We start from the raw sequence: 23,210 nt of genomic DNA, 5'->3' as shown, positions 1-23,210 counted from the left end.
AACGACGTCCGTGGGCTCACCCGCCTCACTCCGGTGGGACGTGCGCGCTTTCGGCGAAAGTCTCGTCGAGGAACCGGACCGTCTCGGGCGAGGCCACCAGCAGGATCTTGCGCAGGGCGTTGCGCAACTGGGCCAGTTCCTCGTCGGTCAGGGCGTCGACGACCATGCGCCGGACCTCGCGCACATGGAACGGAGCGGCCTCGACGATCTTCTCGTAGCCGGCGTCGGTGAGGACGGCCTCGACCGAGCGGGAGCCCTCCGAGCAGTTGCGCCGCTCGACCCAGCCGGCTTTCTCGAGTCGGCTGACCGCGTGTGACAGGCGCGACTGGGAGCCGTTGGCCATCTGCGCCAGCGTGGCCATCTGCATCGCCCGGTGCGGGGCGCCGGACAGGCCGGCCAGGATCGAATACTCGAAGAAGTTCAAGCCCGAGTCGCGGCGCAGCTGGGTGTCGATCACCGCAGGCAGCTGCGTGATCGCGCCTGTCAGTTGCATCCATGCGTAGAGCTGCGGCCGGGTCAGCCAGGGTGCGTCGTCACTCACGCCTCCACCCTAGTGGATTGAACCTTCAACTCAATCGTGGCATCATTGAGCTGCGGGTTGAACGTTCAATCCGCGACTCGTGCCGGGCCGGGAGGTCTGTGTGCGCTCACGACAGGACGAGCTCCAGGGAGTTTCCCCATGACCCTCTTGCGTATCGACGCGAGCATCCTCGGCCCGATCTCGGCCAGCCAAGAGCTGGCGGACCTGGTCCTGGCCGAGTGGGCCGCCGAGCGCCCGGACGAGAAGGTCGTGACCCGCCATCTGGGTACCGACCCGCTGCCCCCGGACGCGTGGGCGATCACCGTGGACGCCGCGCACAACACACCCGAGGACCAGCGCAGCGACGCCCAGAAGGCGGCCGGTGCCCTGGCCGAGGAGCTCTACGACGAACTGGTCTCGGCCGACGCCGTCGTCCTCGCGTTCCCCCTCTACAACTGGGGTGTGTCCGCCCACGTGAAGAACTGGATCGACCTGGTCATCGCCGGGGCCGTCGTCGCCGGGGGCAACTCCGGTGACCGCATCCTCGAGGGCAAGCCGGTCGTCCTGCTGACCACCCGTGGCGGCAACTACTCCAAGGGCACCCCGAAGGAGGGCTGGGACCACAGCACCCCGTTCCTGCGCCGCGTCCTCACCGACGCCTGGGGCGCAGACCTCACCGTCGTCGAGCGTGAATTCACCCTCGTCGGCATCAAGCCCGAGCTCGACCGGTTCGCCGAACTCGGCGCCCAGCTGAAGAAGGCCGCCCACGAGGCCGCCACCACCGCCGGCAAAGCCCTTGCCGCCGGTTGACGTTCACGGTCGGCTTGACGAGCCTGCCCAACGACGACGCCGCGCCCACCCCGCGCGGCGAGCGCGGGCGTCGGTTCCGGAGGTGGTATCTCCACCGTGGTTCGCCTGATGTCAGCCCTGACGCGAGCGCTCGGGAGACGCTGCGCGCCTACCCGAGCTGGTCGACCCGGAGGTGGCGGTCGATGAGGTCACGGCGATCTCCCGCGAGCTGTTCACGCTGTATTACTACATCGGCGCCGAGCGCAGCCTCGTGGATGTCGCCCGACGCCTGCACGTGGCCAGAGGGACCGTGACCTACCGCGTCAAGCGCGCCCAAGAGGTGCTGGGACACGACCTCGCCGACCGCCGCTTCGCCCTCCACACCGCCGACCGCGAGCGCGGAGTGCCCGCGGAGAACATCGGCGCCCTGGCCGAAGCCGGCCTGCTGTCGTTGATGCAGCCCGCCCGTTACGGCGGTCTGCAGACCGACTACCGCACCCTGTTGGAGGTCGGCCGCGAGGTCGGGCGTGCCTGCGGCTCCACCGCCTGGGTGACCGCACTGCTCAATGCCAATGCGTGGTTCGTCGGTCTCTTCCCCGCACAAGCCCAGGACGACGTCTGGGCCGACACCCCCGACGCCCGAGTCGCCGGCGTCGTCACCCCCTCGGGTACCGCGCGCGTTGTCGAAGGCGGGTACCGGGTGAGCGGGCGCTGGGCCCCGACCTCCGGGTGCGCCTACGCCGACTGGGCGGTCCTCGGGGTCACCCGGCCGGACGCCGAGGGCACCTCGGACTCCGTCGGCATCGTGCTCGCGCCAATGTCGGAACTGACCATCGAGGACACCTGGTTCGTGGCGGGCATGCGCGGGACCGCGTCGAACACGCTCGTCGGCGAGGACCTGTTCGTGCCCGCGCACCGCTTCCACTCCGTCCCCGACGCCGTCGAGGGCCGCTACGCCACACCATTCACCGACGAGGCGCTCTACCGGGCACCGTTCGTGCCGGCCGCCGCGCTCGTGTTGACCGGGCCCCAGCTCGGACTGGCCGCGGCCGCTGTCGATCTCCTTGCGGAGAAGGCCCCGCGGCGAGCGTTGACGATGACGGGCTATGCCTCCCAGGCCGACGCACCCACCATCCAACTCGCCGCCGCGAACGCGGCGTCGCTCGCCGACTTTGCCCAGCTGCACGCCTACCGCGCGGCCGCCGACATCGACGAGGCCGCGCGGGCCGGGGTGTTCCCCGATTACGACGCCCGGGCCCGGATGCGGATGGACGCGGGGATGGCGGCGGTCCACGCGCGTGAGGCGGTCCGCATCGTGTGCTCGGCCCAGGGGGCTTCGAGCTTCGGCGAAGCCAACCCACTGCAGCGCATCTGGCGCGACATCGAGACCGGGAGCCGGCACGCCGTCCTCAACCCCGAGGTGGCCGCCGAGATCTACGGGAAGTCGCTGTTCGGCATCCGGGGCACGGTGTCCGTGCTGGCGTAGCACGATCCTCGCCCACGGCCGACGGCGGCCGGTGCACGGCGCCGATGCTCCGGCTCGGTCGATCGGTGCACTCGGAAACTCGCGATTGTCGCCCCGGCCGGCCCGGCAGGAAGCCCATGTCGTCCTCGCGGCAGGAACGGGAGAGGTTTGATGGCCATCGCTGCAATCGTAGGAACCTCCGTCGTCGACGAGACTTCGGAGCGTGATCCGGACCTGGTCTCTGCCGGTGGCAGCCGGACGTGGTCGGTGTGCGGCCGGAACTTCGTGGTCGCGATCACCGAGCTCGAAGCGGGTGACCGCCTCGCCGAGCACGACCTGCCCGACGAGTACGTGCTGCTCGTCCAGGACGACGCGGTGGTGGGCGTGGAGCACGACAACCGGGCACCTGTGTCCCTGTCCGAGCCTGCACTCGTCGTCGTACCGGCCGGCACCAGCGCTGTGCATGCGACGTCGTCGACCACGGTGGCGCGGGTGTTCACCGCACGTTGCGACGAGCAGATGAGGCGGGCCGTCAACCACGCCGCCGGGGTCGACCTGCGGGCCGCACCGCTACCGGAGCCCATCATGACCGCCGGTGGCAACGGGATCCGGATACATCGCTTGCGCGACATACCCGACGAGGAGGGACGCCTCGGCCGGATCTTCCGGACGACGTCGCTGATGGTGAACTGGTTTCCGGTGCACGAGGGGCCACGTGACACCGAACGGCTCTCGCCGCATTCCCACGGGGACTTCGAGCAGATGTCGGTGACCCTCGTCGGGAACCACGCCCATCACCTGGGGGTCCCGTGGACCCCCCGGATGAGTGAGTGGCGCGAGGATGAGCACGTCCAGGTCGGTAGTCCCTCGATGACACTGATCCCGCCGACCGTCGTGCACACCACCCGCGCCGTGGGCGCAGGCCCGCACACGCTCATCGATGTCTTCGCCCCACCACGCGAGGATTTCCTCGCGCGGGGTTGGGTGCTCAACGCCGGCGAACTGCTCCGGGACGCCAAGGTTCGCGAGAGAGCCGCCTGCACGACGCCCCTTGGCGTCCCCGGCCCACGGGCGATCGGCTTCGCTCGGCCGGGGTGCCCAGGGTCTGCCGGGTGTCGCCGCATCGCCGAATGCGGCCCGGTGCAACCCTTGCGCCGACCGGTCTCGCGGATGGCAAGCCCGGTTCGGCGTGCGTTGCCGAACAGGTCACGGCGTTTTGGTGGGTGTCAGGCATCCGCAGCGAGTGCGGTGGTGCTGCGGGGTCGACGACGTCGGATGAGCAGCGCCGCGGCAATCAGTAGCGCTCCGACCACGCCCACCACGATGGGCACGATGGTACCGACGAGCATGATGACGTCGTGGCCGTCACGGGCGTCGTTCGCGGCGGCCTTCACGGACTTGGGGGTCTGCTGGTAGGAGACGTCGGAGACCGGCAGCAGTGGGAGGAAGGCGCCGCTGCTCGGATCGACGACCCCGGCCACGCGCTGCTGGGACCGCTGTGTGTCGATCACAATGCCGGTCTCGGGTTCGATCCAGAACGTGTCGCCACTCGCCAGCGTGTAGGAGAGCGGCACCGGGTCGCCCAACGTCGGGAGCAGCGCGGCCAGTTGCTGCTTGGCCGTGGCCGGAAGGGTCCCCAGCTGGGCGACCAGTGCCAGGGTCGTCCGCGGGACGGCCGCCGGCAGACCGGCGAGCACCTGGGAGTCGGTGATCCGGGTGGGCGCCAGCTTCGCCTCGTACACGTACGTGCTCAGGCCCGACTTGCTCGCCGTACGCACGTACGTCAGCGGCGTCGTGCTCCCGGTCTCCGGCCGCCAGCCGGTGTACGTGCGCTTCTTCGCACCGAGCGGCCAACTCACCGTCAGGCCTTGGGCGTCGACCACCGTCCAGTCCGCCGGATGGCCGGTGACCGGCTCCAGCGTCTTGCGGTTGACGGCGTACTTCCAATCAGTCTTCTCGACCTGGTTGCCTGCGGCGCTCGTCGTCCGGGTGTCGCTGACCAGAGCCGTGTTGCCCGAGGTCTCCTCGACCTTCACGGTCCGCTCGACGGCCAGGGGGACGTCCCGCTTGACGGCTGTCACCAGGTTGCCCTTCGCCACCTCCTGGGCGTCGAGCAGGGTCCCGAAGCTGCCGGTGTAGGAGCGCTTGGTGTTGGTGTCGTCGGGCAGTCGGACCACATAGTCCGGCGTGATGACGTACGCGAGCACGAACGCGCAGGCGATCAGGACCAGACCCACCACGACGCCGACGCTGCGGAGCACCATGTTCGTCCGCATGATCCGCTCTCCCACTGAACTAGGTCCATGATCAGGCTCCCGGCTGAGCCCAGTGTTCCCGAGACGCCCAGCCGCCGCGCCCGCCGACAGCCATCCGGGTGACGACACCACCGACAGGGTTCCGAGCGATGGGGCCCTGTCGGCAGGCCACCCGCCGCGCAGCGTTGTCCTGCGGCGTTCATCCACCTTCCGACCTGTGCCTCTCCAGTCGCCGGGTAGGCGATTGAACCGGCCTGGACGACGATGAATGCGACCGGAACCGAGACCGCGGCAGGATCTCAGGCACCTTCTCCGGCGGAGTCCATGAGGCGGCTCTCCCAGGCCCAGGCGGCGATCTCGACGCGGTTGCGGACGCCGAGTTTGTTCTGGATGGTCGCCAGGTGGCTCTTGACGGTGCTCAGGGTGATGAAGAGGGCGGCGGCGATCTCCTGGTTGGTGCGACCCCTCGCGATGGCCCGGATCACCTCCGTCTCGCGGGCCGAGAGCGGCTGGGCGCGTCGGGCGACGGGCGTCGTACGGGTCGAGGCGAGATTGCGGAGCAGGCGCAGCGTGATGGAGGGGGAGATCAGCGCGTCGCCGAGCACGGCCTTCTGCCGACGGAGGATACGAGTTCACCGATTGGGGCGCCGCCCTTCCCTCGGTGGCCGACTGCGGTTTTCGGGGAAGGGTCCTACGTCGGGCTGACCAGCCGAAACTCGGGGCTTCGGATGTCCACGGCGACCGCGTGGCCGTTGGTCGATCGGAAGGTGGCCTTGTTGCCCTTGACCTCGATCTCGTTGAACGGGTTGGACAGGCCCAGATGGACCACCCACACCAGTCGCCGAGCCGCGTCCAGACGTGCGAACCATCCGGCGGACCCGTGGTACGAGCACTCACCGCAGCACAAGTAGCCCTGGCCCGCGTCGAGGTCGGCAACCTGGAAGGTGCCGAACGCGGTCGTTTCCTCGGGCTCCTCGTCGAGGGCCTCGACAACGTCGAACATCTCGGAGATTCGCAGTCCCGCTGGGGCGGACGAGTCCTGGTCCAGATCGAACGCGTGGCCGTCGGCGTAGTAGACGGCGTCCCAGACCGGGATCTCGTATTGGGCCCACAGCCGGGTGACCTCGCTCATTTCTTGCATCCTCCGTTCTGTCCGGCAGCCTGCTCGCGCGCCCCGACCATCTGACCCGGCAGCGAGTTCAGCGCTCCTGGGGCGTTGCGTGCCGGTGAGGAGGTCGTCGACGAGTTGCCGGAGTGGAGGACGGTCCTCGGCACCCGGTACCCGATGGCACCGCCTGAGACGTACAGCCCCGGGCTGATGCTCGCGGAGGGACACACGTACCTATTGAGTGGCGGCGCGGGCGGAGATCTTTCCGGCTTTGTCGGCGTGGAAGAGGGCGTCGTTGTAGTGGCAGCCGGACGGCACCCACTCGAAGGTCTTCTCCTCGGAGAACTTGTAGTACAGCGCGCGGCGGCCGGCGCTGGGGCCGGTCGGCGGCGGGGTGCTGTGCATGATGTCGCCGAAGTGCAGGGTGAGGTCGCCGGGCTCGGTCTCGATCTTGACCACGGGCAGGTCGCCCTCCTCGCCCCACTTCAGCCAGTGGTTGGCGTAGCGGTGGGAGCCGGCCAGGACCATGAGCTGCCCGTTGGCGGGGTTGGCGTAGTCGAGTTGGATACCGGCCTGGATCAACGGGCACAGGGCGGGGTGGCCACCGATGCCGTCGTCGGTGTGCCAGCCCAGGTTCCCGTCGCCCTTGACAATGTCGGAGGACTTGATGAACACCATCGGGCCGTCGAGGCGGTCGTCACAGACACGGAACTCGGGGTTGGCCAGGTGGGCGAGCTCGGTCATGCGGGGCTCGAAGCACAGCTCCTGGAGTGCCTCGGAGTAGCGGCCGAGGTAGTTGATCCGGGTGACCACCTCTTCACCGTCGGCGTTGAGCGACCACCACGAGAAGCGGTCACCCGGAGTGGTCCGGGAACGCACGTGCTCGACCTCTGCACCCAACCGTGCAACCTCGGCCTCGGCATAGACGCCCTTGACGTGCAGGAAGCCCGCGGTGTCGAGGAAGTGCCGCATCTCCTCACGGCTGCCGTCGGCCGGGAAGCTGCGGTGCAGGTCCAGCGGGTTGCCGTCGCGGTCGACCAGGGTCTCCCGGACGGCGTTGGTGTAGATGGCCCGCCCCGTCAGCAGGGCCCGGGTGGCCGGCTCCCACCGCTTCCAGTCCTGCAGGGTGCCGCGGACGACCTCCGCGCGCTCGGTCCGCACACAGCCGGTGGCGGTCAGGAGCTCGTTGACGTACTCGGAGAAAGTGAGCTCGTCGAGTTCGATCACGGTGGCCGCGCCCGCGTCGCCCTCGACGGCCTTGACCCCCTCTGGACCCGCGATCCACGTGTAGGCGCGGCCGTCGGGGACGCGGAACGCCAGCGGCGGCACGCCGCCGAGGTCGTCGATGACGAGGTCGCGGTGCTTGGTGTCGAGCGCGGGGAGGTGGACGGTGTGGAACTCGCTGAACGAGTGGCGGGGAAGGGAATCCGCGATCGCCTCGACCCAGGGAAGGCCGGTGCCGGTGGTGTCGGCGCCCATGGTGACGCTCCTGTCGTGTTACTATGTAACATGATTGTGTTTCATGGTGATGCTAGGAGAGCTGAGTGTCCTCGGTCAAGGAAATCCAGTCGGTAAGGAACGCGTGCCGGCTTCTCGAGGAGGTGGCCCGGCAGCAGCCGACCGGAGTCAGCGATCTCGCGCGGATCACCGGGATTGACAAGAGTGCTGCTCATCGGCTCGCGGTAACCCTCAACGCCGCGGGGTGGCTGCAGCGCACCGTGGACGGTCGCTGGTACCTCGCTCCCGGACTGCTCGCGGTGCTGCGCGAGTCCTCCTCGGCGTCGCTCGCCGAGAGCGCCCGCCCGTTGATGGAGGCTGCTCGTGACGCGACCGGGGAGACCGCGATGCTGGTGGTCCCGGAGGGCAATCGGCTCTTGATCGCCGGTGTCGTCGAAAGCAGTCACACGCTGCGCGTCTCGATCACCGTCGGCTCGGAGATGCCGGCGAAGTCGAGCTCGGCGTTGCGTGCGATCGCGGCCCGGCTGCCCGCGGAGCACTTGCCGGCCTGGCGTCGCGTCGATCCCGAACTCACCGAGGAGGCCCTTCAGGCCACCCGAGACCGTGGCTGGGGTCTGAACGACAACGAGGTGGCCGACGGCACTCGCGCCGTCGGTGCGGCGCTGTGTGGTGCCGACGGCGTGCCGATCGCCGCGCTCGTGGTGGTCGGGCCCTCGACACGCTTCGGTAGAGAGCAGATGCCGCACCACGGTGAGCTGGTGGCGCGGCTCGCTGATGACTGGGATGGACGTTGATGCCCGCGGAGAACATGGTGCAGGTGGTGCAGGTGCTTGATGCCGTGCGCCCACGCGCACCCACGGATTGGGACGGGGGTTCCGTAGCGGATCAGTGGGCGTCGAGCGTGTCGCCGCGAGGGCGGCTGGGCTTGGTCGGGACGGCGTGCCGAGGGCTGCCGCGAGCATGTCCGTGGTCAGCTCGACGAACCGCTCGTGGTCCGGGTGGATATCGGTGTGGGGGTGGTCTTCGATGCGGCGAGCCCGGTCAGCGAGGACGGCGACCCGCATTTGGACGATGAGGGCGAGGCGTTCGTCGGCGTCGCTGATGACCGTGCCGTCGAGCCGGTCGTGCAGCAAGGTGAGGACACGGGCTTGGGCGGAGGCGACGTCGGGGCGTCCGGAGCGGATCTGGGCAAGGTGCGCGACTTGGGGCAGCAGGCGCAGGTAGTCGCGGCCTTCCAGGTGGGGCGGGTCGAGTTCCAGGCTGCTGAGGGTGCGTACGGTACGACCGCCCGGGCGCCGGAAGCGACGACTGAGCCGTGATGCTTCCCACGTAGGGGAGCCGCTGGTACGCGTCGACCAGTCGTGGCCTTGGCGATTGCGTGCTGCCCGTACGTGTCTCCACGGTCTCGTCAGCCGATTCCGTCCGACAGGTTGCTCGGTTCCTGGCAGGATGCCAGCCGAGTCGGATGCGGCGCCGCCGCGAAGGGTACGTCGGGGCGGGTCGGGGGCGAACGCGGTGACGAGAGGCAGTCGATGGAGTTCGAGGATCGGGTCCCGTTCGTGGTCCGACTGGAGTCCGAGGATCGGCAGGCGCTCTTCGCGTGCGGAACTCGACTGGTCTTCCCGGCACGTCAGGTGCTTCTGCGCCAACACGAGCCATCGGCACACGTGTTGATCCTGCTCTCTGGTTGGACGAAGGTCACCTCGGCTGCGGCGAACGGCTACGAGGCGCTGCTGGCACTGCGCGGGCCCGGCGACATCATCGGAGACGGCGCGGCGGTCAGCGGACGGCATCGGTCGGCGACCGTCACGGCTTTGGGGCAGGTGGAGGCGTTGGCCGTCGACACAGATCGGTTCGGCGCTCTTCTCGACGAACGGCCGAGCATCACCAAGAAGTTGCTGGCGTTGACCGCAGACAGGACCCGCGACAGCGACCATCGACGTGTGCAGTACGCGGCCATGAACGTGCAGGAACGACTCGCGCTCCTCCTCCTGGAGCTGATGCGCAGTGATGGGCAGGACTCCCAGGGTGGGGTGCGACTCACGCCCGGGCTTACCCAGAGTGAGTTGGCGGGTTCCGTGGGCGCGTCCCGGGAAGCGGTCGCACGTTTGTTGAAAGACCTACGGGAGCGCGGAATCGTTCGCACCGAGCGCCGCGGCCTCGTGGTCATCAGGCCGGAGGCGCTGCGGAGGATGGCCCGCCATGGGGCTGTCTGAGCGGACACACGCCCACACGGACCGCAGGTCCCGTTCTGTGCAGGCGGTCACATTTCGAGAGTGCCGGTTTCCATCGCCTCGCAAGCGTCTCCTCTGACACCGTCGTGGGTGTCCAGCCGGGCCTTGCGGGCCCGTTCCTCCAGCGAAAGGCAGCCATGGGCGAGCCTGTAAACCGGACCATTTTGCTGTTCGACACCGAGCAGTTCAGTCGTCGTGACGACGTCGTGCAAGCCGTCCTACGGCGAAGCCTGAACGCGATCGTCGACCAGACACTGGTGGCTGCCGGTGTGGAGGCGACCCTCCAGTACCGCGAGGACCGCGGCGACGGCATGATCGTGCTGCTCGGCGCCGATGTGGCCAAGACTGCGGTCCTGCGTTCCCTCCTGACGCTCACCCCCGAGTTGCTGCACGACCACAACCGCCTCGCCTCGCGTAGTGCGCAGATGCGGCTGCGGATGGTGCTGGCCGCCGGCGAGATCACCCACGACCCTCAGGCCGGCACCGTCGGCGGGATCGTCGGGCACGATCTGAACCAGGCATGTCGGCTGCTCGACTCGGACGCGCTGCGCGACGCGTTGGCCGAACGGACGGACGAGGAGTGCGTGCTGATGGTCAGTACGCAGGTCTACGAAGGCGTGGTGCGGCACGGCTACCGAGGGGTTCGGCCGGAACTCTTCCAACGTATTGACGTGGAGGTGAAGGACGGCGTGCTCTGCGCGTGGCTGCACAGCCGGCACGGATCGTCGGGTGTTCCCGAGACGGTGGATCCGAGTCAACCTGCTCAAGCTCGGTACGCCTCGCACGCGGCGGCGGGCGCGGAAGGAGCGGGCACGGCAGGCGACGCCCGGGTGCAGGCTCAAGAGCGGCCTGCCGGGGCGGTGTTCCATTTTCATGGGCCCCCGAGGTGCACGGCTCCGTCGTCGGCGGCGACCAGCACGGAGTCAGCGGCGGTCAGGTTACCGGTGATGTCGTCCTCGGCGGCTTCGTCACCGACGGAGCCCCGACTTCCTACGCCGACGCCGGCAGGACGTCGTCGTGAGTCCTGCACAGGGAGCACAGGCTCCCGTACGCGATGAGGGCGCGGCGGGACTGGGCCGAGAATCCACGCCGTCGGAACCCGTCCTGACGCCCGGTGAGCCGGGGACGCCCGCCAGTCCGGAGCAGCTTGATCACGACGACGAGGCCGACGCCGGCGGCGAGCACGCGTGGGACTCATGGCGCGACCTGTACCGGCATAGCCCCGGCATCATGCTGGGCCGCTCCGCGCAGCTGGGCGGCTCGCTCGTCGGCGGGGATCAGCACGGGGTAAGCGGCGGCTATGTCACCGGCGACGTCATCCTCGGCGGCAGCAAGATCGAATACCACCTCGGCGGCGACGGCGAAGAGACGTCCGGCGAGATCCCCATCGCCGAAGTCGAGGCACTCGCCCTGCACTTCGTCCATCCGGCGGGTCCGCAGGACGAGGAGCCCGGCCGGTTGTCGGCCGCCCGCAGCGAGGCCGACGGCACATGGCAACCCGACAGTCCCTTCGGCTGTGCACTCGACCGGCTCCGGCGGCAGCGGGTCGCGGTCATCTCCGGCCCGGCGACGACCGGTCGCCGCACCGCCGCTCTCATGCTGCTGCGTGCCGCCGGATCGGCCACGTATCGGGCGCTGGATCCCGCGCTCCCGCACGGGCGCTACGCAGGGGAACTCCGCCAGCGTTGTGGGCACTTGCTTGCCGACTTGGCCACCAGCGCCGAACGGCCTCTGCGTGAACACCACTTGCGCGCTCTGAGCGAGAAACTGCACGCCACCGACAGCCACCTCGTCATCGTGGTCGGGCCTCACCCGGTGGTCCAAGGCGTCGACTGCGTGTCGTGGCAGCCGCCCGAACCCGATCAGATCCTGCGCGGACACTTACGTCACAAGGATCTGGGCGGACGCGCGATCGAGGAGCTGTTCGCCCTGCCCGCGGTTCAGTCGGTGCTCGCGCACCGGCGCCCCGTGGCCGAACTGGCCCGCTTCGCCGACCGAATCGCCCAACACGCCTGTGGCGCTCTTTCGCTGGACGGCCTCGCCATGTTCGGCCACTACGCCGCCGAACGGCAGGTGCGACGGTGGTTCGACGGCACGGATCAGACCTTGCACGACAAGGCGTTCCTCATTGCCCTGGCCGCCTTCGACGAGGCCCCCTACCCGCTGACCGCCGAGCTGAGCGACGTCTTGTTCGGACTCTTGCAGCGGATCGAGAATCCCGACGAGCCGGCCCGTATCCCCGTCTTCGGTACCTCCAGCGCCCAGCGTGTCGAACTCGCTCAGGCGGACCGGTACCAGGAGGCCGAGGTAACCGAGTGGGGGCCGGTCCTGCAGACAAAGATTCAGTTCCGGGACCGACTCACCGCCATCACCTTGCTCCGCGAGGTCTGGACCGGACATCCGTCGGCACGTCCCGCCGTGGTCGCGTGGCTGCGGAGGCTGGCATTCGATCCCCGTCCGCTCGTTCGTAACCGTGCCGCCTCCACGACCGCCGTACTCGCCCAGGCGGATCTTCCTTCGACCATGGCCCTGCTCATCCAGCCCTGGGCCGCCGACCGGCGATTTCGCGCCCGGCTCGCCGCCGCGAACGCGCTCGCCCTCGCCCACCACCTGAATGCCCCGCACGTGCCCCGCATTCTTCGGGAGTGGTGCACCGCGCCCGATCACCACATGCGCCGGACGGCCGTACGCACCTATGCACTTGTGGGCGAGACCTTTCCCGAGCAGGCCGTCACGGCGCTGATCGAGGCGGTGCGCGCCCTGGAGACACGAGGCAGCGGTCCGGCTCGTGCGTGGCCCGAGGAAATCGACGAGATCGCCCAGTCCACCGCGACATTGCTGCTTGCCGCGGACCGGCACGCTGCCGTGCCGGGGGACATCGGGCAAGACGACGGCGAGCGGAGCACTGAGGACATGGGCGGCTGCGGCGCGGGTGCCGGAGCGGACATCGCGACTGTGCTGTGGCCCAGACTGGTGCCGTTGACACGCGAGGGCGCGACGCGGAAGTTCGTCCTTCACACGGTCATCCACGCCTGTGGTCCCACGGACGGCGCGCCTGACACCGGACGCCCGCTCTTGCTCGACCTTTTCGCTCGTGCGAAGAGCACGCCGGCGACCCCGGGTGCCTTCCTGCGACAGTCCCTCGCCGCCCTGTGGCGCAGCGTCCTCAACGACCCGATGGCCTCCGCGTCCGGCCTCGAGGCCATGCGCCGATGGATTCGGGCCGCCGACCTCGACCCGGATGCCGAACGCGCCCTCGCGGAGTTGCTCCCCATGCTGGTCGTCTCGGCCGAGGACGCGAAACGACTCGTATATCTCGTGGACAACCTCCGCGACGGCGAGACCGAGCAGTTCCCGCCGGCTGTCGCGCAACGGCTGCGGGCGACTCTGCGGGTGCCGGGACCCTCGGCGCGGCCGTCCTCCGGCCCGACGCCATAGGCGCAGCCGACACAACGCCTGCCGGGACCGGTGCTGATCCGCCCGCGCCGGTTCGACGCGGTTCCTGGCCGATGCGGCGAACCCGCACCCATTCCTGCCGTCCGGACCCTCTCAAGGAGAGCCAACGCATGATGAACCCGCCCCCACAGTGGGAACAGAACGCGAACCGGGACACGAAAATCGTCGATCCGGTTGTCACCATTCAGGAGCTGTCGCGCTTCAGACCGCTGCGCACCACCAGAATTGACTACGCTCTGGTTTTCACCACCGCCAAGGGAGGTCTGGACACCTTCCTGCCGCCCAACCGCCCGAGCCGCGCCGAGGTTGCCACCCGCCGGTGGACCAGCGTGTACGCGGTTGAGGTGGGCCTGCACGAGGCTCGGGCCGTGCTCACGCTGCCCAGCAGCAACGACGCCTTCCCCTTCGAGGTCACCGTGGGTTGCGACTGGCAGGTCGCGGACCCGGCGGCCTTCGTCGCCAGTGGCGAACGCGATGTCCCAGCCATGGTGCAGCGGCTCGTCGACGGTCTCATCAGGCCCGTGCTGCGCGCGTACGCGATGGAGGACAGTGCCGTCGCGGAGAAGGACGCACAGGGTGTGCTGGTCGCGGCCGGTCCGCTGGGCACGGCGGCCGGACTGCGCGTGCGGTGCGGAATCCAGGTCCGCCGGGACGAGGCCGCCCTGGAGCATGCTCGGAAACTGCGCGAGATCGAGTTCGCCCGGCAGACGCTCGATCCGCAGCACACGCTGATGATGCGGGAGGAGGAGCTGGCGGCGGAGCGTGCGCTCGCCCAGGGCCGACACCGGCATCTGATCGAGCTGCAGAACCAGAACCTCGATCACAAGCGGGAGTTGGTCCGCGGCGAGCAGGAACTGGAACGTCAGGCGATCGAGGCCCAAAAGATCCGGTACTACGCCCACTACCTGGAGCGGGGCGGGCCGAGCGCGATGGCGTTCCAACTCGCGCAGCATCCGGAGGACGCGCGTCTGGTCATGGAGAACCTCCGGCAGGATCAACTCAACGCCATGCAAGCCCAATTGCAGGTCGCGCTGCAAGCGCTCGGCGGCGGCCCCGGCGGGTTGGAGGAACACCAGTTGGACGAGCCGCGCAGGCTGGCGGCGAACGTCATCAGGGAGGTTCTGAGCGCGAGACTCGGGCCCATGGCGCCCGGAGGGGCGCCCGTCGTGGAGGAGGCGCCGCCTGGGACTGCAGGGGCCGAGCCGGCGGAGGGCGAGCCGGTCACGGCCGATCCGGTGAAGGCCGCCTTCGACACCGGCGATGCCGCACCGCCGCCGGACGCGGGCGCCGTGTTCGGCTATCGGGTCCCGACTCCGCCGCCGGTCCCATGACCGCCATGGGACCGGAGCCGGCTTCTCCCGCGCGGCCCTTCGATCTGCGTACCGGCGAGCGACTCCTGAAGGACCTCCGGCAGGAGGCGGCCAGGGCGGACACCAAGAGCTCCGTGCTGGTCGGTGCCCATGGCATGGTCGCGGCCGTGCTCGTCGGTGTGCTCAGCGCGCATGGCTGGCATCCCGGTGTGCTGACCGCGCTCGGGCAGTCGTTGTGGTGGACCGGCGCGGCGTGCATCCTGGTCTCGCTGTCCGCGCTGTTGATGGCGGTGACCCCGCGATACGGGGCGCGCGAGTGGCGGCCAGGAATGCCCATCACCCACTTCGCCGACATCCGGAGTGCTGCCGGCCGCGGGCCCACGGCGCTGGAGACGGCCCTGCGGGACACCGAGCGCGCCCCCGAGGCCACGATTCTTATCGCGCTCACGGAGAACAGCCGGATCGTTGCCGGCAAGTACCAATCGCTGCGGGTCGGCACGGCCTGTTTCGTGGCTGCACTGATCCTGCTGCCGGGTTCTCTCCTTGCCGCGTAGTCGACGGCACGACCTTTTCGGACTCCAGGACGATCCCCAGGAGATCTACCGCTATGTCTGCGTACGAGCCGGACGCCTTCCCGGAGCGAGGCCCGAACGCCGGGGTCCCACGCACCCCTCCGGGAGCCGGACCGCCGCCCTACCCAAGCGCTGTGCGTCCGCCTGCCGGGGACGGCATCGCACCCGCCTACCCTGAGTTGCCGCCCGTATGCCCCGGCTCCGGGGCCGAGGCGGATGAGCCGCCCGAGTACCCGGTCATGGCGGTCCCGGTGGAGGCCGACTTGCCCCCGCAGTACCCCGGACCGATTTTGGCACCACGTGCGGTGCGGTCGGTACCGCGACCCGCCGCGGTCGGCCGGGTGGCGCCGAGCACTCCCCTCGTGTCGGCCACCGGTACGCCGACCTCGAACGTCGAGGTATCGCCGCAGCTCCCATCGCGCGTCGAGATCAGCCCCGAGATCAGCCCCGAGATCAGCCCTGAAATTCGCCCCGAGCAGGACGACTTGGCGTTGTTGTCGGGACGCAGACACCTTAAAGCGCGTCAGCGTGGCGTCGACCGGGCCGCGCTCTGGCAACTCGTGGTGACCCTGCCGACCGCGTTGGTCAGCCTGTTTGTCGTGGTGGCCGTATTCGCCGTGATCAGTCCGATCCTCGGGCTGGTCATGATGGTTGCCTGGCTGTTGTCCGGCCCCCTGGTCTTCCATCGGCGCACAGAGGCGGCCATCGCCCGGCATTTCATGGGCATGCGTCGTCCGGGCCCGGCGGACGCGCGGCGGCTGAATGAAGTATGGGGGGAGGTGACGCGCAGGGCGGGTGTGCGGCAAGAGACCTACGAGCTGTGGATTCAAGAGCGTGCGGAACTCAACGCCACTGCGGCGGCGGGTCACATCGTGGGCGTGACCCGACACGCGATGGACCGGTTGCCCAATTCCCAACTGGCCGCGATCCTCGCCCACGAGTTGGGTCACCACGTCGGCGGCCACACCTGGGCCGGGATGCTCGCCGACTGGTACGCGCTCCCGGCCCGGACGTTGGGGCGGTGGATCATCGCCGGTCTGTCCAAGCTCATGTCCTCAAGGAACCGGTACGGCGTCGCCTGGGGCGGTTGTCTTTCCTTGCTGCTCGTGCTGATCCTCTACACGCTGGCCTTCACGCTGGGGATGTGGTGGCTGGTGCTGCTCGTGGCGGTCGCCCCACTGCTCGTCTCATGGCTACACCGCCGTGCCGAAGCCCGGGCGGACGACTACGCGTGCGGTCTCGGATTCGGCGCCGAGCTCATGGCAGTGCTCGCTCAGGAACACCGGAACCGAACCACGCGGCAGACACCCCGTCCGTGGCTGAGCCCAACGCACGCGCCGCGGTCGAAGGCGAGCAACGCACACGCCATGGTGAAGGGACCCCACGCGGACTACGCGGCACGCCTTCGGCACCTACAGCGGGGCGTTCGCCCCCTGGAGCGGTGACGTTCAGGACGACGTCAGCCCCCACCGGTGAGTCGGACGTCCGGATCGCCGGCCGGGGCCGACGTTGTGCCTGCCAAGGCTGGCGGAGGATACGAGATTCGAACTCGTGAGGGTGTGAACCCAACACGCTTTCCAAGGGATCACCTGCCCGTTCGGCGGGCCCCGTCAGCGTCCTGACCTGCGGTGCCGCGCCCGGTTGAGTGCTCGACGGACGCCCTCGAACGGCGCTGAATGCAACCAGAACTGCAACCAAGCTGTCAGGCTGGCTGGGCGTGCGGGCGCGCTCGCCCGTCTCGATGGCGCCACCCACCCCGCTGCTCTCATGCGAGCAGGAGCTACCTTCGCCGCCGGCCTAACGTCGCCGCAGTGGTCGCTCAAACGCTCATTTTCGTCCTCGTGTGAGAACCATAGGGACACCGGGCCAACGGCCCGGCAGGGCGCGTTCTGCCGCGGGAGTGCCCGGTTGCTGGACGACGGGCTCCATGCGGCCAGGACGATCCTGCCCATCCCGGGCGGGCCCGAGCGCGCGGCTGTCGAGATTATGGGCTGGTCGAGCACCGCCATGGCCAAGCGCTATCAGCACGTCCCCAACGGCCTGCGGGCGAATCAGGCCGGCGGCGTGCTGGACGGGACCATCGCTCAGCGGGTTGGTTCAACTGCTGCTGGTGACGTCGTTCCTCGCGCGTCGCTGCCGTCCGAGGGTTCGGGTCTCAGCTCGCAGCGGGGCCATCCGCAAGGATGATGGTTATGACTTCGTCGCAGGCGAAAAGCCGACCGTACGAGCGTCCGGTGATCTCGCGCAGGAGGCCGTGTTCTACCAGCTTGCTCACCGCCGTATTGGCCGCCGCATATGTCACGGAGTGTCGATTGGCAGCTTGAGTGGGGCTGATGAAGGGATAGCCGATAAGCTCGTCTGCGATGCTGAGCGCCACGCCTTTGACCTTCGCCGTGCGCAACCGGCTTTGAACCCTTTCTCTGAACGTCAGAAGGTCCTCGATGCGAGCGACCGTATCGGCTGCCTGATCGATTACCGCCTGGCAGAAGAATTGCGTCCAATCGTCGAAATCACCGGTTTGACTGACATGTAGGAGTAGATCCTTGTATTGCTCTCGGTGGCGCTCCAGCCAGGGAGAGACGTTGAGTACCGGGTAGTGGAGGGCACCGGCGGTGGTAAGCATGAGCACGACGATCAGACGCCCCAGGCGACCGTTGCCATCGCTGAACGGGTGAAGCGTCTCAAATTGGTAGTGGGCCAACGCGGTCTTGGCGATCAGCGGAATGTCATCCTCGGCGTTGATCCATTTTTCCCAGTCGCTCACGCCGTTTTCCAGATGGCTGCCGTGAGGAGGAGGTACGAAGCGGGCTTGCTCGATTCCTCCGTATTGCTCGCCGATGTAGACCTGTCGTTGACGAAGCCGACCTGCGTCGTAGCTGTCACCGCGAGTCCCCTTGACAAGGATGGCCTGCAATTCGGCGATCAGGGTCAGGCAGATCGGCTTCTTCTCGATCAGTTCAAGTCCGCGCTCCGCAGCGCGGACGTAGTTGAGGATTTCTCGGGTCGCGGCACTCTGCTGCTGCGCATCCACGAACTCGGCTTCGAACACTTCCTCGACCGGGGCGTATGTGCCCTCCAGCGCTGACGTGCTGATCGCCTCGCGGCGCAGAGCGGGCCGCACGAGCAGCGCGGGCTCAGGCAGCCTGCGGACAGCAAAGTCAAGGCGCCCGATGGCCATCTGAGCGTCGCCGGCCAGCTTGTATGTGCGCTGCGAGAGGTGCGGCGTGGAGGGCAGGGGGCTCGGAAGGAAGGCCCAGTGCTGCCATGGGCGCTGTTGTGCGTCATGGCCGCTGATGGGGATGAGCTGCCCTGCGGGGGAGCCCTCGAACAGTTCAGGTCGCATGCTCCGCCTCCTGACTGCGAGCCTGCTATAGATGCCTGGGCTCAATTGATAGCAGATCGCGATCTACTATCAAACTGGGCGCTAGATCTATAGTCGCAGCCGGCCGCCCTGTGACTCAGGGGGTGCGGTTGGTCGCCTGGAGCTACCTGGAAGGCGAGGCTTGCAGCGTTCCGCCTGCCCCTGAACCACCTACCCTCGGGCCACGCTGGAGAGCGTGCAAGATCCTTGTCGTCCCTGGCCCACGGGTGGTCGGCTTGGCTCGCCTGGGGTTGCCCAGGGCGCGCGCCCGCAGTGTGTCGCGTAGGTCTTCCAAGGTGACCGGCGGACCCTGAGGCATGAACTGAGCATGGCAAGGGTCTGCCAACAGTCTGATTCATGGCTGACCTTCAGGGCGTAGCGCGATGTCTTTTTGTCTTAAATGACCGATGTAAATGCAACCAGAACTGCAACCACAACGACGTCAGCCCGGACCACGTAGATGGTCCGGGCTGACGTTTTGCCTGTTCAGGCTGGCGGAGGATACGAGATTCGAACTCGTGAGGGGGTGAACCCAACACGCTTTCCAAGTCCTTGTCCGGGGGTTCATCGTGACTCGTCAGCGTCCTGACCTGCCGCGGAGCTCGGGCTCTTCCGGTTTGCGGACCATGATGAACGCAGGTGAATGAGACCAGAACTGAGACCAGCCGAAGGCAGTCGCCTTCATGTGACGAGGCTCGTATCCGGTCGGCGAAGGCGGCCAAGTCGCGGATTCGAGCAGCCGCAGTGCATGGACCGGCTGAAGCCGACATGCGGGCTGCGGGGATTCTGCCTGCCGGCGAACGTCGTGGACGTGCTCGGCCGGATTCCTCGTCATGCGTGATGGCGCGCACGCGCGTACTCGTTGACAACGTCGATCGCCAAGAGGTCGCTCGGCCACTGCCTGGGCCGTGCCGCGAACACCGTGACCCGCCGTGCGAGCCTCAGGCATCGGTGTCTTTCGGATGCCGGGTGGAGGCGTACACGAGGTGGACGGTTCGTCCGATCTCATCCACGAGATAGCGCACGCGGCCACCAGCGGTCACTTCGAATTCCCATTGCGGCAGCTCTCGGCCGCCCAGGACGCGGGTGGCGAGACGACCGCGCAAGCGGTGTTGCCGATCGGGGTCGCGTGTAGAAAGTGGGTCGGTGCGGAGGGACTCGAAGCAGCGACGGGAATTGGCTGCCGCCTCGGTGCAGAGATCACTCCAGCCCTTGGCGGCATCGGTAGTGGCGAAGCGCAATCTCCACTCGTCACCGATGGACGGCGGCGGGACATCGTCACCGCGTTTCGGACTCAAGGTGCGAGGGCCTCACCGTGGTCCTCGTCCTGCAGCGGCCCGGTGAGCCCCGTGGCCAGCTCGGGATCGGCCAGAATTCTGGCCGTTGCGCGCCACTCGACGCCGCCCGCGCTGGACAGTGTCCCGGGGGAGGGTGAGCCCGACGGTCTGGGGCGCGCTGATCACACCGTCGCCGGGCAGCAGCATGCCGGGGACCATCTCGAACAGCGGCGACACAACACCGCCGCCACCAGTGCCACGGTCACGGCGCCGCCCCGCAACACACTCGGATGCTTCACCCAAGCCATGTCCATTGCCTGACCCTCGGCCGTGCACACGACGCGGCTTCTCTCTCGAGAAGGGCACGTCGTCTGCCCCCAAGGCAACTCCGGCGTGAAACGCGTCACTTGCCCGCAGCGCGCTGAAATGCCGGCGCCCCCCGGGGAGGGCCCGGGTACACTGCCAAACGAAGTAATCGGATGATTACATATTGTTATTTTGGTCGGTAGTCACGGGGTGGACCATGGGCAGCGACATCAAGATCAATCCGGCGGACATCCGGGCGACATTACCGAAGTTCGTCGCGGAGGCCGACCGACTGCGGGTGGCCGCAGACGCCTTTCGGTCGGAGCTCGCAGCCCTGGGCGAGCCGTGGGGCGACGACAAGAACGGGCGCGAGTTCGGTGTCACCTTCGCAGCGAACCAGATGGTGATCGTTCGGAGTTCCGGCATTCTGGCGGAGGGGGTGGCGAGTATCGCGCCCACGTTGGAAGCCATGGTGGGCAACACCGTGGGGACCGATGAAGCCAACGCACAGCGCCTGAGCTGAGGTCCCACGCATGGGACTCTTCGGAGACGCAGTGGATCTCGTCGGGGACGGCCTGGACAAGGCCGGGGACATCGTCGACGCCGGCGTGGACAAGGCCGACCAGGCATTCGATTTCGTCGTCGACCTCGCGGAGGCCGGCCTTGATGAATGCATGGAGGCGCTCAAGGGCCTGGTCAGTCTGGGCGACGACGCGGTGGAACAGGTCATCCGGTTCCTGGGACTGCCCTGGCCCAAGGCGGACGAGGACAAGCTTCGGCAGATGGCCGGCACCTACGAGCGGATGGCCGCCACGCTCGACCAGGTCACCGCTGGCGCAGCGGGTCCGGCGCGCGCCATCATCGCCGACAACAGCGGTCTACCGATCGACAACTTCGCCGCGTTCTGGAATCAATACGAGGGCGGCGGCCAGAGCTGGCTGCTGGCGACCGCCACTTCGTGCCGCGAGCAGGCGACATCGCTGCGCAAGCTGGCCGACGGGGTCCAGACCCAGAAGACCGTGCTCAAGGCCGAGATCCTGGCGGTGGCCGCGACCATCCTGGTCGGCGCGGGACTACTGATCGTTCCGGGCGTCAACGTCATCTCCGGCGCGGCGATGTCCGCGGCGACGCTCGCCGCCGAGTCCGCCGCGACCGCGTGCGGCCTGGCTATCAGTGCCACAGTGCTGGAGGTCATCGGCACGATCGTGGGCAGTGCCGTCATCGGCGCGGTCACCTCCGTTGTGCTCGACCTCGCCGTGGCCCAGCCGATCAAGATCGCGATGGGCGCGCAGGACGGCCTGACGGCCGACCACCTCCTGGCGACCGCTGCTTACGGCGCGGCCGGCGGCGCGGTGGGCGGCACGATGTCCGCAGGCGCCCAGCAACTGCCCAAGCTGGTCCTACCGACCCGCCTCAACGCCCTCACCACTTTGACCGCGAAGGCCCCGGCGGTCCTGAACAGCGTCCCGGGCCAGGCCGTCGCCGGCGGCGGCACGGCCGCCATCATCGACGTGGCCGCCGGACGACCGGTCTCGCTTCTCGACGTGCTGGCCGGTTCCGCAGGTGGTGCCGCTGGCAGCGGAGCGGCGAGGGTTGCGCCACGAGCCCGCCCGAGCATCACGGATACGCTCGCTGGCACGGCCCCCCAGAACCGAGGAGAGGGGAACGTCTGGACCGCTGATCTGAGCCACGTCACCGGCAAGACGGCGCAGGCCCGAAATCGTGCCATCGAGGCCGCGATCAAAGAGGATTTTCCACATTTGAAATTTACGCACACGGCAAGATTCAGCCCGTGGGTGAATACGGGTATGGCAAAAGCGAACAGCGGAACACAGATCGGATTCAAGCCTTTTGAAAGCCGGCTGGAACTCAGAAGAACACTTGTGCACGAGGAACTGCATCACCGGTGGTTCGGGCAGGGGAATCATGCAGACCACCATCCCCGGGACGGCTCGGGCACTTCTGCCAGATTCTATGCGACCGTCGACCGCTATCTGCGCATGAGAGGATGGCTGGAATGATCACCCAAGGCGCGCGGTTCACGGACAATTGCGGCAACTGCGATGGCGTCGTCGAGGGGTGGTTCGCCCAATTCGTAGACCACGAAACCCTGCGCTGGGCCGTGGATCGGCGCTGCGAGAGCTGTGGGCTCGTCATCGACGACGGGGGGGCGGGTCCGGCGCCGGACTTCGTCAGAGAATCCCTTTTGGCCGAGCACGGCGCCTGGAGTCTCCTGGTCGGAAAATCTCCTCGGGCGAAAGTCCAGTCGCTCAAGGCATTCCGCGGGGTATGCGAAGTCGATCTCAAGACGGCATCGATGATGACCGCCCAGGCCATGACATCCGGTTGGTCCGGGACGTACGTGGAGGTCGAGTTGCTCGCGAGTATCCTGACGGGAGCAGGCGTACCGATTGAGGTGTCGCCGCCCACCCCGCATGCATGACGTGGTCGGCTTGCCCGGAACCGATCCTGTGCCCGGTCGAGTCTGCCGGGATCGTCCGTATCGCTTCTTGAATGGCATCAGGTGGTCGTCGGGGAATTCGGACGACCACCTCGACCGGTGACACTGCTGGTGGGTCTGGTCCAACCATTGGCGCGGCGGTGCGGGAGCTGGGTGGGGGCGCCGTACTCGAAGGCCCGTCCAGTGGCGGCGTCGGGGCGTGATGTCGCCCTCCCGGCGAGTGGTCGTGCTTGCGTTCCGTACTCCACAAAACAGACGCAAGCACTGCATAACAGTCATCGCATCGCTTGAGCCGAACCGACCGCCGGAAGGCGATCGGACGAAAGGCGGCGTCGTGTCGCTCCTCCGAGCACTGAGCCGCGCCGACTGACCGGAACCGAGACCGACAACGACGTTGCCCCCGGCCGCAAGGCGGCCGGGGGCAACGTTTTGCCTGTTCAGGCTGGCGGAGGATACGAGATTCGAACTCGTGAGGGTGTGAACCCAACACGCTTTCCAAGTCGCCGTCTGGGTGATCGGGCCGACGCGCCGGCGTCCTGACCTGGCGCGGAGCATTCGCGTATCCGGTTCGTGGGCCGGGCTGAACATTGGTGAATGAGACCAGAACTGAGACCAGTCGGGGGCCGAGGAGTTACCTT

General features: G+C 68.1%; 21 protein-coding genes. 14 read left to right on the top strand and 7 right to left on the bottom strand.

Annotated features, from left to right (window positions below):
- Positions 1–25 precede the first annotated feature (25 nt).
- Positions 26–541, bottom strand: coding sequence for a MarR family winged helix-turn-helix transcriptional regulator (locus ABZS54_RS15185; RefSeq protein WP_355534935.1), 516 nt, complete (start codon positions 539–541; stop codon positions 26–28).
- Between the two features lie 138 nt (positions 542–679).
- Between ABZS54_RS15185 and ABZS54_RS15180 the strand changes: the two genes are divergently transcribed.
- Entirely contained in the window at positions 680–1,330 is a 651-nt protein-coding gene (locus tag ABZS54_RS15180) for an NAD(P)H-dependent oxidoreductase (RefSeq protein ID WP_355534933.1), read from the top strand.
- A 172-nt stretch (positions 1,331–1,502) separates the two neighbouring features.
- Positions 1,503–2,795, top strand: coding sequence for a helix-turn-helix domain-containing protein (locus tag ABZS54_RS15175; RefSeq protein WP_355534931.1), 1,293 nt, complete (start codon positions 1,503–1,505; stop codon positions 2,793–2,795).
- Positions 2,796–4,000: 1,205 nt separating this feature from the next.
- On the opposite strand, the gene ABZS54_RS15170 is transcribed toward ABZS54_RS15175, so the two are convergent.
- From ABZS54_RS15170 to ABZS54_RS15155, 4 genes are all read right to left on the bottom strand, one after another.
- The gene (locus ABZS54_RS15170) at positions 4,001–5,050 is read right to left on the bottom strand and encodes a porin PorA family protein (RefSeq protein WP_355534929.1); all 1,050 of its coding nucleotides are present in this window, start codon (positions 5,048–5,050) and stop codon (positions 4,001–4,003) included.
- Between the two features lie 278 nt (positions 5,051–5,328).
- Positions 5,329–5,634 (bottom strand): response regulator transcription factor, encoded by a 306-nt coding sequence (locus tag ABZS54_RS15165; RefSeq protein WP_355534927.1) that lies wholly within the window; start codon positions 5,632–5,634, stop codon positions 5,329–5,331.
- Positions 5,635–5,720: 86 nt separating this feature from the next.
- On the bottom strand, positions 5,721–6,161 hold the full coding sequence (locus ABZS54_RS15160) for a hypothetical protein (protein WP_355534925.1): 441 nt from the start codon (positions 6,159–6,161) through the stop codon (positions 5,721–5,723).
- 210 nt (positions 6,162–6,371) lie between these two features.
- Entirely contained in the window at positions 6,372–7,616 is a 1,245-nt protein-coding gene (locus ABZS54_RS15155) for a phytanoyl-CoA dioxygenase family protein (RefSeq protein WP_355534923.1), read from the bottom strand.
- A gap of 65 nt (positions 7,617–7,681) precedes the next feature.
- Between ABZS54_RS15155 and ABZS54_RS15150 the strand changes: the two genes are divergently transcribed.
- The 9 genes from ABZS54_RS15150 to ABZS54_RS15110 all read left to right on the top strand — a co-directional run bounded on the left by ABZS54_RS15150 (position 7,682) and on the right by ABZS54_RS15110 (position 17,354).
- Positions 7,682–8,389 carry an IclR family transcriptional regulator gene (locus tag ABZS54_RS15150; RefSeq protein ID WP_355534921.1) on the top strand — a complete coding sequence of 236 codons (708 nt, stop codon included), beginning with the start codon at positions 7,682–7,684 and terminating at the stop codon, positions 8,387–8,389.
- A 204-nt stretch (positions 8,390–8,593) separates the two neighbouring features.
- Positions 8,594–8,914, top strand: a complete 321-nt coding sequence (locus ABZS54_RS15145; protein ID WP_355534919.1) for a hypothetical protein — start codon at positions 8,594–8,596, stop codon at positions 8,912–8,914.
- Positions 8,915–9,127: 213 nt separating this feature from the next.
- Positions 9,128–9,811, top strand: a complete 684-nt coding sequence (locus ABZS54_RS15140) for a Crp/Fnr family transcriptional regulator (protein ID WP_355534917.1) — start codon at positions 9,128–9,130, stop codon at positions 9,809–9,811.
- 155 nt (positions 9,812–9,966) lie between these two features.
- Positions 9,967–10,887, top strand: a complete 921-nt coding sequence (locus ABZS54_RS15135) for a hypothetical protein (RefSeq protein WP_355534915.1) — start codon at positions 9,967–9,969, stop codon at positions 10,885–10,887.
- A complete protein-coding gene (locus tag ABZS54_RS15130) occupies positions 10,847–13,267 on the top strand; it encodes a hypothetical protein (protein WP_355534913.1) in 2,421 nt (806 codons plus the stop codon). Before ABZS54_RS15135 ends, ABZS54_RS15130 begins: the two co-directional genes overlap by 41 nt.
- A gap of 128 nt (positions 13,268–13,395) precedes the next feature.
- Entirely contained in the window at positions 13,396–14,616 is a 1,221-nt protein-coding gene (locus tag ABZS54_RS15125) for a PE-PGRS family protein (protein ID WP_355534911.1), read from the top strand.
- 5 nt (positions 14,617–14,621) lie between these two features.
- Positions 14,622–15,149 (top strand): Pycsar system effector family protein, encoded by a 528-nt coding sequence (locus ABZS54_RS15120; protein WP_355534909.1) that lies wholly within the window; start codon positions 14,622–14,624, stop codon positions 15,147–15,149.
- Positions 15,150–15,529: 380 nt separating this feature from the next.
- Positions 15,530–16,612 (top strand): M48 family metalloprotease, encoded by a 1,083-nt coding sequence (locus ABZS54_RS15115; RefSeq protein WP_355534907.1) that lies wholly within the window; start codon positions 15,530–15,532, stop codon positions 16,610–16,612.
- A 463-nt stretch (positions 16,613–17,075) separates the two neighbouring features.
- A complete protein-coding gene (locus tag ABZS54_RS15110) occupies positions 17,076–17,354 on the top strand; it encodes a hypothetical protein (protein ID WP_355534905.1) in 279 nt (92 codons plus the stop codon).
- Here ABZS54_RS15110 and ABZS54_RS15105 read toward each other — a convergent pair.
- Positions 17,323–18,510, bottom strand: a complete 1,188-nt coding sequence (locus ABZS54_RS15105) for a Fic/DOC family N-terminal domain-containing protein (protein ID WP_355534903.1) — start codon at positions 18,508–18,510, stop codon at positions 17,323–17,325. The genes ABZS54_RS15110 and ABZS54_RS15105 overlap by 32 nt on opposite strands.
- A gap of 959 nt (positions 18,511–19,469) precedes the next feature.
- On the bottom strand, positions 19,470–19,769 hold the full coding sequence (locus ABZS54_RS15100; RefSeq protein ID WP_355534901.1) for a hypothetical protein: 300 nt from the start codon (positions 19,767–19,769) through the stop codon (positions 19,470–19,472).
- Positions 19,770–20,328: 559 nt separating this feature from the next.
- Here ABZS54_RS15100 and ABZS54_RS15095 point away from each other — a divergent pair.
- From ABZS54_RS15095 to ABZS54_RS15085, 3 genes are read left to right on the top strand one after another with little or no spacing between them, the layout of a single operon-like run.
- A complete protein-coding gene (locus ABZS54_RS15095; RefSeq protein ID WP_355534899.1) occupies positions 20,329–20,634 on the top strand; it encodes a hypothetical protein in 306 nt (101 codons plus the stop codon).
- Positions 20,635–20,644: 10 nt separating this feature from the next.
- Positions 20,645–22,132 (top strand): hypothetical protein, encoded by a 1,488-nt coding sequence (locus tag ABZS54_RS15090; protein WP_355534897.1) that lies wholly within the window; start codon positions 20,645–20,647, stop codon positions 22,130–22,132.
- Positions 22,129–22,554: a hypothetical protein gene (locus tag ABZS54_RS15085; protein ID WP_355534896.1), complete on the top strand. Its 426-nt coding sequence runs from the start codon at positions 22,129–22,131 to the stop codon at positions 22,552–22,554. Before ABZS54_RS15090 ends, ABZS54_RS15085 begins: the two co-directional genes overlap by 4 nt.
- The last annotated feature ends 656 nt before the right edge of the window (positions 22,555–23,210 follow it).

It is taken from the genome of Embleya sp. NPDC005575, assembly GCF_040605455.1.
Classification (GTDB): domain Bacteria; phylum Actinomycetota; class Actinomycetes; order Streptomycetales; family Streptomycetaceae; genus Embleya.
The sequence above is the reverse complement of the archived record's forward strand: the minus strand, read 5'-3'. Positions and strand labels throughout refer to the sequence as shown.

Bases quoted from the DNA above. Each gene is read 5' to 3' on its own strand.
- ABZS54_RS15180 (WP_355534933.1), top strand. From the start codon at position 680: ATGACCCTCTTGCGTATCGACGCGAGCATCCTCGGCCCGATCTCGGCC.
- ABZS54_RS15170 (WP_355534929.1), bottom strand. From the start codon at position 5,050: ATGCGGACGAACATGGTGCTCCGCAGCGTCGGCGTCGTGGTGGGTCTG.
- ABZS54_RS15160 (WP_355534925.1), bottom strand. From the start codon at position 6,161: ATGAGCGAGGTCACCCGGCTGTGGGCCCAATACGAGATCCCGGTCTGG.
- ABZS54_RS15155 (WP_355534923.1), bottom strand. From the start codon at position 7,616: ATGGGCGCCGACACCACCGGCACCGGCCTTCCCTGGGTCGAGGCGATC.
- ABZS54_RS15140 (WP_355534917.1), top strand. From the start codon at position 9,128: ATGGAGTTCGAGGATCGGGTCCCGTTCGTGGTCCGACTGGAGTCCGAG.
- ABZS54_RS15135 (WP_355534915.1), top strand. From the start codon at position 9,967: ATGGGCGAGCCTGTAAACCGGACCATTTTGCTGTTCGACACCGAGCAG.
- ABZS54_RS15125 (WP_355534911.1), top strand. From the start codon at position 13,396: ATGATGAACCCGCCCCCACAGTGGGAACAGAACGCGAACCGGGACACG.
- ABZS54_RS15120 (WP_355534909.1), top strand. From the start codon at position 14,622: ATGGGACCGGAGCCGGCTTCTCCCGCGCGGCCCTTCGATCTGCGTACC.
- ABZS54_RS15105 (WP_355534903.1), bottom strand. From the start codon at position 18,510: ATGCGACCTGAACTGTTCGAGGGCTCCCCCGCAGGGCAGCTCATCCCC.
- ABZS54_RS15095 (WP_355534899.1), top strand. From the start codon at position 20,329: ATGGGCAGCGACATCAAGATCAATCCGGCGGACATCCGGGCGACATTA.
- ABZS54_RS15090 (WP_355534897.1), top strand. From the start codon at position 20,645: ATGGGACTCTTCGGAGACGCAGTGGATCTCGTCGGGGACGGCCTGGAC.
- ABZS54_RS15085 (WP_355534896.1), top strand. From the start codon at position 22,129: ATGATCACCCAAGGCGCGCGGTTCACGGACAATTGCGGCAACTGCGAT.